This window comes from Gemmatimonadota bacterium, from assembly GCA_016209965.1.
GTDB lineage: Bacteria > Gemmatimonadota > Gemmatimonadetes > Longimicrobiales > RSA9 > JACQVE01.
The window spans coordinates 1-10,286 of sequence record JACQVE010000195.1 but is presented as its reverse complement, the minus strand read 5'-3'; the positions used below and the strand labels follow the sequence as shown (position 1 = coordinate 10,286).

Below are 10,286 nucleotides of genomic sequence, written 5' to 3'. Positions count from 1 at the left end.
GCGGCTTCCGCTTCGATGTACCGCCGGCTGCCCCGCCCGGCACACCCGTCCAGCAGGCGCTCGGCACGCTGCACGAGTTCTGGCAGTGGACGCGCAGCCAGCCGGCCGATGCCGCCGTCGCCGCCATTGTGGACCACCTGGGGCTCTTGCCCTACGCCGCCTCGGGTGAGCTGGGGGAAAGCCGCGCCGGCGCACTGACCTACGCACTGGATGCCGTGCGCACCGCCGTGCTGCAGGGGGAGACCTCTCTGCTGGCGGCGGTCGCCGCGCTGGAAGCGGCGCTCGAGGTCGAGGACGCGGAAACGCCGCTCGAGCCGGGCCGCGAGCAGGTCGTGCGGGTGATGAACCTGCACAAAGCCAAGGGGCTCGAGGCACCCGTGGTGATGCTGGCCTTCCCCACGGGGGCGGGCGACCACGAGCCCGACCGGCACATTGTCAGGCCCGCCGCGGCCCCTTCGGCGCAGCCGGCCGCCGCCCCGACCGCCACTGGCTACCTGCTGATCCAGGAGCGGGATGGCGACCGCCGGGGCCGCGTCCTGGCCCGGCCGCTGGACTGGGATAACCTGGCGGGCGAGGAGCGGCGCTACGCGGAAGCCGAGAAGGACCGGTTGCTCTACGTGGCCGTGACCCGCGCCGCCGAGGAGCTGGTGATCAGTCGCTGCGCCCGGACGGAGAGCAAGTCGCCCTGGCGGCTGCTATACCCCGTACTGCAGAACGGCTGGGAACGCCTCGAGATCGTGCGCCGGCCGCCGCCGCCGCGCAAGAAGCTGGAGGCCACGGCCGAGCAGATCCAGGCCCGGGCGCAGGCGGCCGAGGCGGCACGGAAGGCGGCGGCGGAGCCGAGCTGGAAGGCGGTGACCGTGACCGCCCTGGCCAGGGCGGGCGGCGAAGCCGCTGCCGGGCTGGCCATTGGCGGAGCTCTCCCCGGCGACGCGGAAGCCCCGGGCTCCTTCGCCGCCTCCCGACTCGATGCCGGCGGGGCAGCCCTGCCGGCCGCGCCCGCCGGGCGCGGCGCCGAGTGGGGGACGGCGGTGCACGCCGCGCTCGAAGCCGCGGCCCGCGGCGAATCGGGCGAGCGGCTGCGCAGCCTCTGCCGCGGCCTGCTCGTTGCCGCGGAGCGGCCGCTCGGCCCGACTGGCGAGCCGGAAGAGCTGGAGGAGTTGCTCGAGCTGGTAAGGCGGGTGGGCGACCACCCGATGTGGCAGCGCGCCCGCCAGGCCGAGCGCGTGCTGGTCGAAGTGCCGTTTGCGGACCCCCGCTCGGGCGCCGCCGGCCAGCCACTCGAGCTCTACGAGGGCATCATTGACCTCGTGTTCCGCGAGCCGGACGGCTGGGTGCTCGTCGACTACAAGACCGATGCGGCAGCCGCCGCGCCCGGATTCGAGGCGCGGCAGGAGCGCTACCGCCGTCAGGTGGACCTCTACGCCGAGGCCTGGGAACGACTTACCGGGGAACGCGTGAAGCAGCGGATCCTGCTGTATACGGCCGGCGGTGATGCGGAGGTGTGGTGAAGCACAAGCTGCCCCTTGCAAGGTAGCGCCCGCCCTACAGATCCGGTAGCCTCGGCTACCTTCCGCAATTCGCCGTAGGCGACCAGGCGCAACTTGCTCAAGAGGGTAACTCGATCCGCAAAGTTCCCACGTAATCCGGGAGGGGCTCCTCGAGCTCGGTCGTCTGAAGGTAGGCCATAATGGCCTCCAGCATGTTCTCTTCAAGCGCGGGGAGGTCCGGCGCCTGGGTGTAGCAACCTGGCAATTCCACGATTTCACCGACCAACCAGCCGCTTTCCGGATCTCTTTCCACGACCATTGTGAACGACCTGTACATTACCGCCCCCTTTTTTTGTTTAGCTTCGATCAACGCGCAGGGTGCATCCTCCAGAAGGCGATGCCGCTGGCCTGCAGGCCAACGTCTGCGGAAGCGACGCGCCGGAGCGAGCGCACATCGTAGATGTCCACCCTCCCCGGCTCGCCGCCAATGCCCTCGACACTGACGAAGGCATAGCGCGAGTCGGGCGAGACCGCGACGCCGTGCGCCACCTTGATGGAGGTGGGCGTGGTCCCCAGGCTCTGCCCGCTGGCCAGGTCGAAGAACTGCACGGCCGCGCCCTGCTTGAGCGTCGCCACCAGCAGCCGGCCATCCGGCGTTACCGCCAGGTTGTACGGCCCGCGCCCGGCCGGGAAGCGGCGCAGCAGCCGCCATTCGCCAGAGGAGATCTCCAGGATCTCGTCGCTCTTGTTGCAGGCGACGTAGATGCGGCTGCCGTCGGCTGAGGGCTGCGCCCAGGTCGGCGAACAGCTCGGGTTGGGCATGGCCATGGGGCCCGGCGTGCCCACGGTCGCCGCCGCACCGGCGCGGTGGCCAGCGCCATGGGCCGCCCCGCCCTCGGCCGCCGCCGCTGCCGCCAGCGGAGCCTCCGCCCCGTGCGCCACGCTGAACCGCCGCGACACGCGGAAGGTGCGCGTGTCCAGCTCGACCAACTGGTCATCCATCATGCACGCCGAATACTGCTGCGTCCCCTGCGGGTTGACGCGGCTGCCGTGCGGCATGGCGCAGGTGGTGGTGCGGGCCGCCTCGGTCAGGTCGGGGGTGTAAATGACCGAGACGGAAGAAGGGACGGGATCGCCGTGCAGGTTGAAGTTGACCACAAAGGCGTACAGCCCGTCCGGCGTGAGGTCCAGGGTGGCGGGGAACGGCCCGAGCTGCGTGGGCCGCCCGACCAGCGTGTCCGGTCCGGCCGCGAACTTCCAGACCTTGCCCGTGGGGATGCCGTGGCCCGTGCTCAGGTAGACGTACCGGCCATCCGGCGAAATGGCCAGCCCGTGCGGGCCTTCCATCTCGACGGGCAGCTCGCCGATGGGCGTGGTCTTCTCGACCACGGCGCCGCCGGGGCCAAAGCGCACACGGTGGATCTGGTCCGAGGACTCGGCGCCCACGTAGACCCGGTAGGTGGCCAGTGGCGGCGGCGCCGGCGCCTGCGTCGCCCGGGGCGGGCCGCCACTGGCGCACGCCGCCAGCCAGGCTGCTGCCGCACAGCGGAGGAGGCCGGAGCCTCGACTCGAACCTGCAGATGGGCCCGGCGGGACGCCGGAACGAGAGGTCTGGCGCGCCATGGGGTCCGCTCCGTGACTTGGGCTCGGTTGCCGGGAATACGGCTGCGAATCACGCGGAGCCGCACCAGCATACCTGCCTGGCATGTAGAAGATGCCAGGCCGGCCGGCAGGCCGCCAGCCTTGACAGCCAACCGCTGTGGATCGACTGTATCGGCACCGGTTTCAGGAACAACACGCCCGTCCTTCGCGAGCCGGCCGTGCGCCAGCGGGCTCGCCTTTACCCAAATGCCGAGCGGGGGAGCCCTGACATGAGAGCACAACGAGGAGTCACGCTACTGCTGGTCGTCGCGGTGTTTGCGGGACTGCTTGCGCCCGGCCGGCTGGGGGCGCAGGCGGCCGACACCATGGCCGGGGCGCGGGTAGCACGGCTGGTGGCGGAACCGGCAGCGCTGGTGGTGGAGGCGGGCCAGTCCGTGCCCTTCACGGTGACGGCGTACGACGCGGGCGGGCAGGCCGTGGTTGCGCCCTTACGGCTATCGGCGCCCTGGCGATCGCTCCAGGTGCGGGAGGGGGATGATCGGCCGCGGGGCCTGCTCTCCGGCAGGCAGGCGCTGGTCACGGGCGTGGCGGCCGGCGCGCATCAGATCGTGGCCACGGTCTTTGTTCCGGGGGCGGCGCAAGGCGATGCGCTGCCCTCGGTAACCATCCCGGTAACCGTGTCCTGGCCGGCGGTGGCGCGCATCGAGATCACGACGGAGCCGGGTCGCCTGTATCAGGGGACGACGCTCCGCCACCGGGCGCGGGCGTTCCACGCGGACGGCTCGCTCCGGCCGAATCCCGACTTCCGGTGGAGCAGCTCGGAACCTGCGGTCGCGTCGGTGGACCGCTTTGGCAACGTGGTCGCCCACCGCGCCGGCGCCGTGACGATCACGGCGGCGCTCGAGAGTGCGCGGGGCACCGTCAAGCACGTCATCCCCCGCCTTCCGGCGGCCAAGCTGGAGATCGCGGGCGGTGCGGAGCAGGCGCGCACGGGGGATGTGCTGAGCTTCGAGGCGCGGGCGCTTGCCGCGAGTGGCGGACCGGTCAGCGACCTGCCGCTCACCTGGAGCTACACCTTCACACCCGATGACAGCATTGCCGCGCCGGGCGCCGCCGCGCAGATGCTGGATGGCAAGTTCGTGGCCGAAGTGCCCGGGCTGTATACTATCCTGGCCGCGGCCGGACCCCTGACGGCACGCCGGGTGGTCGACATTCGTCCGCGCGAGGCGGTGCGGCGCGCGACACTGGTCGGCCATGGCCGGGTCGCCAACGTGCACACCTCGGATCTCTGGGTCTTCGAGGGGCGGGATGGCCGGGACTACGCCATCACGGGCACGTGGGGAGCGAACGGCGTCGCCTACATCTGGGATGTGACCGATCCGGCAAACATCGTGAAGACGGACTCGATCCAGGTGGATGCGCGTACCGTGAACGACGTCAAGGTTTCGCCCGACGCGCGCTACGCCGCGCTGAGCCGCGAGGGCGCCTCGAACCGGCGCAATGGCGTGGTGATCCTGGACCTCTCGAATCCGGCGCACCCGACCATCGCCTCGGTATACGAGCAGGGGCTGACCGGCGGCGTGCACAACATGTTCGTGACCAATGACTATCTCTTCGCGCTCTCGGCCGGCGAGAAGTACCTGATCCTGGACGTGCGCGACATCAAGAACCCGACGTACGCCGGCGAGTACGACCATCCCGACAGCTACATCCACGACGTGTGGGTGCACGACGGCATCGCCTACTCCTCCGAATGGGGCACGGGTGTGGTGGTGGTGGATGTGGGCAACGGCCACTGGGGCGGCCGGCCGGACAAACCCGTCTTCGTGACCAGCTACGCCTACCCCGTGGGCGCGACCCATTCGACGTTCCCGTACGCGCAGGAATCGACCGGCAAGTTCTACCTGTTCCTGGGGGACGAGATCATGCCCCGCGTGGGCCTGGCCTACGAGGGCGGGCTGAGCCTCGAGCGCTATGATCCGGCGACGGGCCAGGGCGGCACGCCGTCGGCGACGTCGGGCTACATCCACGTGGTGGATTTCACGGATCCGGCCCGCCCCCGGGACGTCGCGCGCTACCAGGCCAGGGAGTTCGGCACGCACAACATCTGGGTCGAGGATGACGTCCTCTACCAGGCCTACTACGAGGGCGGGCTGCGCGTGGTGGATGTGTCGGGCGAGCTGATGGGCAATCTGGCGGAGCAGGGGCGCGAGATCGCGGTGTACAAGCCGCACGATCCGGCCGGCTACATCGCCAACGCAGCCATGGTATGGGGCCCGCAGCTCTACAAGGGGCACATCTTCTTCTCGGACTTCAACAGCGGGCTCTGGTCGATCAAGCTCGAGCCTCCGCAGCTCAAGGGTCGCGCGACGTCGTAGCCGCGTGTTCCTCCGGAAAATTTGGGTTCTGCGAGAGCCCCGGCAGGGCGCGGCGGCGCCCTGCCCTTCTTGCGTTCTGGCGCCTCCCGCCGCCATGCAGGGGCGGCCGGTCAGGGGCTGCTCGGCGTCCGGGCTTGGGCACGGGCCACACTCCTGGCCGGAACATTGCAGCTCGGGCAGGCCGGGGCCACACGGGGCGGCGTGTCCCCCAGTACCTCTGCCGCCGGAGACGGCCGGTGTACGCTCTGGCGAGTTTCAGCTTGCGGGACGTGACGGAGTGCGGCACGGCGCTGCGCAAGATGGGGGCCAGGGCCGCCAGTATGGAGGAGGTGGCGCAGCGCGCGGTCCGCTACTTCTATGATCGCCTGCTGGGCGCCACGATCGCCGTCGAGAGCGAACCCGGGAAGGGGAGCACCTTCACACTGCGCCTCCCCTGGCAAAGCCGCCGGCGCGCGAGGTCGACAGAGCCGGCATGAAGCCGCGGGCCGGGTCCATCCCCCTGCCCGCAGCTTTGCGCATTTGAGCTCGTCGGACCCGCCGGGAACGGGCCGGGCCGGAATCGTGATTAGCAACGCATGGCATTCGATCCGATGGAGGGGTGCGCATGCTGAATGATGCGACGCTGGTCTACGTCCCCGAGTACCTCGAGCGGGAGCAGGACGGCCTTCATGTGCTGCTGGACCCGGCGGCACCCAACTGGATCGCCACCGACGCGCGCGGCGCACGCATCGCCCGGTACTATCGCGGGGGCCGGCGCCTGCGCGAGGCGGCGCAGCTCCATGCGCAGCACACGGGGCTGGACACGGGCCGGGCGTGGGTCGAGGTCTACGGCTTCACCCGCGACCTGCTGCGGCGCCATTTTGCCGCCCCGGAGCCGGCGCCGCCAGCCGCCTACGCGGGCCGCCAGCACGTCCTGATCCCGCGGCTGCGCGAGCTCTGGCTGCATACCAACAACTCCTGCAACCTGGCTTGCCGCCATTGCCTGGTCCGCTCCGGTCCGGGCCAGGACCCGGGGCTGTCCGGCGAGACCTGGTTCCGCGTGATCGACCAGGCCGTCGAACTGGGCGTGCGCCGGTTCTACATCACCGGTGGCGAGCCGCTGCTGCGTCGCGATTTCTGGAACATGGTCGAGCGGATCACCGAGGTGCACGGCCAGGGGCTGGTGGTCCTCACGAATGCCATGCTCCTCACGGGCCGGCACCTCGATCAGCTCCGCCGCTTCTCGCCCGAGCGGCTGAGGCTGCAGATCAGTCTGGACGGCTCGACGCCGGAAGTGAACGACGCGATCCGTGGCAGAGGCTGCTACGAGCGCACCTTGCGAGGCATCCGCAGCGCGCTGGCCTCTGGCTTCGCGCCCGCGGTCACCACCGTGATCGGTCCGGAGAACGAAGCTGATGTACCGGGTGTCACCCGTCTGATTGCCAGCCTGGGCGTCGCCAACCATCACCTGCTGTGGACGCACCGGCGCGGGCGTGCCGCCGACAACGGCATGGTGCTGAGCACGGAAAGGGTGCTGGCCGTGGTCCGCGAGGTGGCCCGTGTGGCCGAAGAGGTGGGCATCGAGGTGGACAACCTGGCGTCCTGGCGGCTGCGGCTGGATGCGCCGCCGGGCACCCGCTACGATCTGTCCAACGCAGGCTACGAAAGCCTCTGCATTGCCTACGACGGCGTGGCCTACCCGTCCGCCGCCACTGCAGGCGAGAGGGGCCTGAGCTGCGGCAGCATCGAGGAGTCGAGCCTGGCCCAGATCTGGGAGCACTCGCCCGTGCTGGCCATGCTGCGCGGGCTTACGGCCGAGGAGAAGGAGAAGTGCCGGAGCTGCTACCTGAAGGGGCAGTGCGGCGGGGGCGACCTCGAGCACTCCTACTATTACACGCTGAGCCGCCCGCCCGACCCGGCTGCGTACCCGCCCCCGCGTCCGCGAACGAACGGCGGGGACGGGGCAGCGCGCGCGGAGTCACTGCCGGATGCGGGTGCGGATGCGCATGCGCATGCGGGAAACGTTGGCGTGGCCACTGCCGCGGCCCCATTGGTCGCGCTCGAGACCAGAGCGCGGGCGCGCTTGGGCCTCGTTCGGCGTGGGAATGGGGCCGGCGGCAACGGCGCGGGCGCGCTCGAGCGCGCGCGGCGCGCGTTCCTGGGGCTCGATCCCTACTGCGAGCTGCACCAGGGAGTGTGGTGGGACGAGGCGTTCCGGCTCGCGCGCGAAGGTCGCGCGGCGCTCAACACACGCAGCGCCTTCCCCGGTCCGGCGGTCTTCCGCGGCATGGGCGAGAAGGCCGGCGCCTGCGCTGAGCCGGCCCAGGCGGATGCCGGGGAGCTGCCCGTGCGTACGCAGCATTCCACGTGCGTCCTCTCCTTTGACCTGGACCGCGCCCGGCAGGCCGTGCGGCGCTTTTATTCCCAGGCCGCCCAGCAGCCGCAGGCCGAGCTGTGCTGCCCCACGGCCTACCCCGCGGGGGATACCGCCCATATCCCGGTGGAGGTCCTCGAGCGCTTCTACGGCTGCGGCTCCCCCGTCGCCCTGGCTGGCGTGCAGCCAGGCGAGACGTACCTCGACCTGGGCGCCGGCGGCGGCATCGACTGCTTCATTGCCGCCCGGAAAGTGGGGCCAGCGGGCCAGGTCATCGGCGTGGACATGACGGATGCCATGCTGGACGTGGCGCGGCGCAATGCACCCCTGGTCGCGGAGCGCCTGGGCTACGATGTGGTCTCGTTCCGCAAGGGATACCTCGAGGAGATCCCCGTCGAGGAGGGCTTGGTCGACGTGCTCACCTCGAACTGCGTCATCAACCTCTCACCCGACAAGAAGCGCGTCTTTGCCGAGATGTGGCGCGTGCTGAAAGACCGCGGCCGCATCGTGGTGTCCGACATCATTGCCGGCGAGGAGGTGCCGCCGGCCATGCGCGCGGATGACCGCCTGTGGGGCGAGTGCATCAGTGGAGCCCTCACCGCGGACGAGTTCCTGGGGCTGCTCGAACAGGCCGGGTTCTACGGGCTGGAGGTGCTCTCGAACCAGTTCTGGAAGCAGGTCCACGGCTACCGTTTCTCCTCCATCACCGTGCGCGGCTACCGCTACGCCAAGCAGGCGGGGTGCGTGTATATCGGCCAGCAGGCGATCTATCGCGGGCCCTTCCAGGCGGTGCTGGACGAGGAGGGCCACCTCTTCCCGCGCAACCAGCCCGTCGAGGTTTGCACGGACACCGCCGCCAAGCTCGAGGCGCCACCCTACGCGGGGCTGTTCACGGTGACGGACCCGACTCGGCCGGAATCGGAGGCGTTCGCCGCCTGCTGCACGCCCGGCGGCGCCTGCTGCTGACTTGGCTTTTCAACAGAAGGCGCCCGGTCAGCCGTGCTTGGGAAGGCCTAGCCGGGACCCGCCACCGCCGCTTCGGCCGCGCGTGCCACCCGCTGCCCCTCCTCCACGTCCACCAACGCCAGCAGCGCGGCGCCCGCGGCAAAGAACCCCACTACCGAGAGGATCGCGCTGCGGCTCGACCCCGTGAACGCTATGGCCAGGGTGAACAACGCCGGCCCGAAGATCCCGGCGAATTTCTCGAACACGCTGAAGAAGCCGAAGAACTCGCCCGACTTGTAGCGTGGTACGAGCGAGGCGAAGAGCGAGCGGCTGAGCGCCTGCGTGCCGCCCTGGACCACGGCGACCAGCCCGGCCAGGATCAGGAAGTGCAGGGCGCTGGTCATGCGGTAGGCCAGGATCCCGATCGCGGTGTAGACTACGAGCCCCAGGAAGATCGAGCGCTTCGCGCCGATCCGCCCGGCCACTGCCCCGAAAAGGAACGAGAACGGGATTCCCAGGAACTGCACCAGCACCACCGCGCCCATCATGGTGCCCTGGCCGATGCCGATCTCGCTGCCGTAGATGGTCGCCATGCGGATGATCGTGCCAATGCCGTCGTTGTAGATGAGGAACGCGAGCAGCATCAGGAACGCTTGCCGGTAGACGCGCAGCTCGCGCAGCGTTTCCCCGAGCCGCACCACGGCTGCGCGGACCGGGTTCTGGTGCAGCGTCTCGTCCGCCTCGAGGGCGCGCGGCGGCTCCCCAACCCGCCGCAGCAGCGGAATCGAGAAGAGCAGCCACCAGAAGGCTACGGACAGGAAGGCCAGGCGGGCGGGGAGTGTCGCCTGTCGGGCGGATAGTGCCGGCCCGGCGGGCAGGCCGAACCATTCCGGCTTCTGGATCCACGCCAGGCAAATCGCCAGCAGCAGCCCGCCTCCCAGATAGCCGAGCGCGTAGCCTGCGGTCGAGACGCGGTCCAGCTCCTTCTCCCTGGCGACGTGAGGCAGCAGCGCGTCGTAGAAGACCAGACTGCCGCCCACAGCAATATTGGCGAGCATGAAGAGCGCGGCCGCGAGCTGCCAATCCCCGTGCCGGATCAGGAACATCCCGGCCACGGCGCAGGCGCCCACCACCATGAACGCGGCCAGGAAGCGCTTCCTGGCGGCGGCGTAGTCCGCCACGGCGCCCAGAATCGGCGAGATCACCGCGATCAGGATGAGCGCCAGCGTGGTCGCCAGACCGAACCACTGCGTGGCCACGTGGCCGGGCAGCCCGGCGCCTGCGACCCGGAAAAAAAAGATGGGGAACACGGCGGTGATGATCACGGTGAACACCGCCGAGTTCGCCCAATCGTACATTGCCCAGGCGCGCAGCTCCGGGCGGTCCAGTCCTAGCCTGGCGAGCAATGGCTTTTAGCAGCCGCGCCGCCTCACGCGGCCCTCACTCTTCCGCTCCCCGGTGGCCGATGCCCGCCGGCTCGAGGTAGGCGACCGTGCCCACGTGCTGCCAGATCGCCTC

7 protein-coding genes are annotated in these 10,286 nt (G+C 70.2%); 4 read left to right on the top strand and 3 right to left on the bottom strand.

Annotation, left to right across the window (positions count from 1 at the left end; all coding sequences use genetic code 11):
- On the top strand, nucleotides 1-1,511 hold a 1,511-nt coding region (locus HY703_07820), incomplete at its 5' end, for a PD-(D/E)XK nuclease family protein (protein MBI4545085.1).
- Nucleotides 1,512-1,608: 97 nt separating this feature from the next.
- On the opposite strand, the gene HY703_07815 is transcribed toward HY703_07820, so the two are convergent.
- Both HY703_07815 and HY703_07810 read right to left on the bottom strand, forming a co-directional pair.
- Nucleotides 1,609-1,860 (bottom strand): type II toxin-antitoxin system HicB family antitoxin, encoded by a 252-nt coding sequence (locus HY703_07815; GenBank protein MBI4545084.1) that lies wholly within the window; start codon nucleotides 1,858-1,860, stop codon nucleotides 1,609-1,611.
- A complete protein-coding gene (locus tag HY703_07810) occupies nucleotides 1,857-3,113 on the bottom strand; it encodes a beta-propeller fold lactonase family protein (protein ID MBI4545083.1) in 1,257 nt (418 codons plus the stop codon). Before HY703_07810 ends, HY703_07815 begins: the two co-directional genes overlap by 4 nt.
- A 248-nt stretch (nucleotides 3,114-3,361) precedes the next feature.
- Here HY703_07810 and HY703_07805 point away from each other — a divergent pair, with 248 nt between their 5' ends.
- From HY703_07805 to HY703_07795, 3 genes are all read left to right on the top strand, one after another.
- Nucleotides 3,362-5,470 carry an Ig-like domain-containing protein gene (locus HY703_07805; GenBank protein MBI4545082.1) on the top strand — a complete coding sequence of 703 codons (2,109 nt, stop codon included), beginning with the start codon at nucleotides 3,362-3,364 and terminating at the stop codon, nucleotides 5,468-5,470.
- A 236-nt stretch (nucleotides 5,471-5,706) separates the two neighbouring features.
- The gene (locus HY703_07800) at nucleotides 5,707-5,946 is read left to right on the top strand and encodes a hypothetical protein (GenBank protein MBI4545081.1); all 240 of its coding nucleotides are present in this window, start codon (nucleotides 5,707-5,709) and stop codon (nucleotides 5,944-5,946) included.
- A gap of 128 nt (nucleotides 5,947-6,074) precedes the next feature.
- The gene (locus HY703_07795) at nucleotides 6,075-8,789 is read left to right on the top strand and encodes a methyltransferase domain-containing protein (protein ID MBI4545080.1); all 2,715 of its coding nucleotides are present in this window, start codon (nucleotides 6,075-6,077) and stop codon (nucleotides 8,787-8,789) included.
- A 47-nt stretch (nucleotides 8,790-8,836) separates the two neighbouring features.
- Here the strand turns inward: HY703_07795 and HY703_07790 are convergent, their stop codons facing one another.
- Nucleotides 8,837-10,126: an MFS transporter gene (locus tag HY703_07790; protein MBI4545079.1), complete on the bottom strand. Its 1,290-nt coding sequence runs from the start codon at nucleotides 10,124-10,126 to the stop codon at nucleotides 8,837-8,839.
- Nucleotides 10,127-10,286 lie beyond the last annotated feature (160 nt).

Bases quoted from the DNA above. Each gene is read 5' to 3' on its own strand.
- HY703_07810 (MBI4545083.1), bottom strand. From the start codon at position 3,113: ATGGCGCGCCAGACCTCTCGTTCCGGCGTCCCGCCGGGCCCATCTGCA.
- HY703_07805 (MBI4545082.1), top strand. From the start codon at position 3,362: ATGAGAGCACAACGAGGAGTCACGCTACTGCTGGTCGTCGCGGTGTTT.
- HY703_07795 (MBI4545080.1), top strand. From the start codon at position 6,075: ATGCTGAATGATGCGACGCTGGTCTACGTCCCCGAGTACCTCGAGCGG.
- HY703_07790 (MBI4545079.1), bottom strand. From the start codon at position 10,126: ATGTACGATTGGGCGAACTCGGCGGTGTTCACCGTGATCATCACCGCC.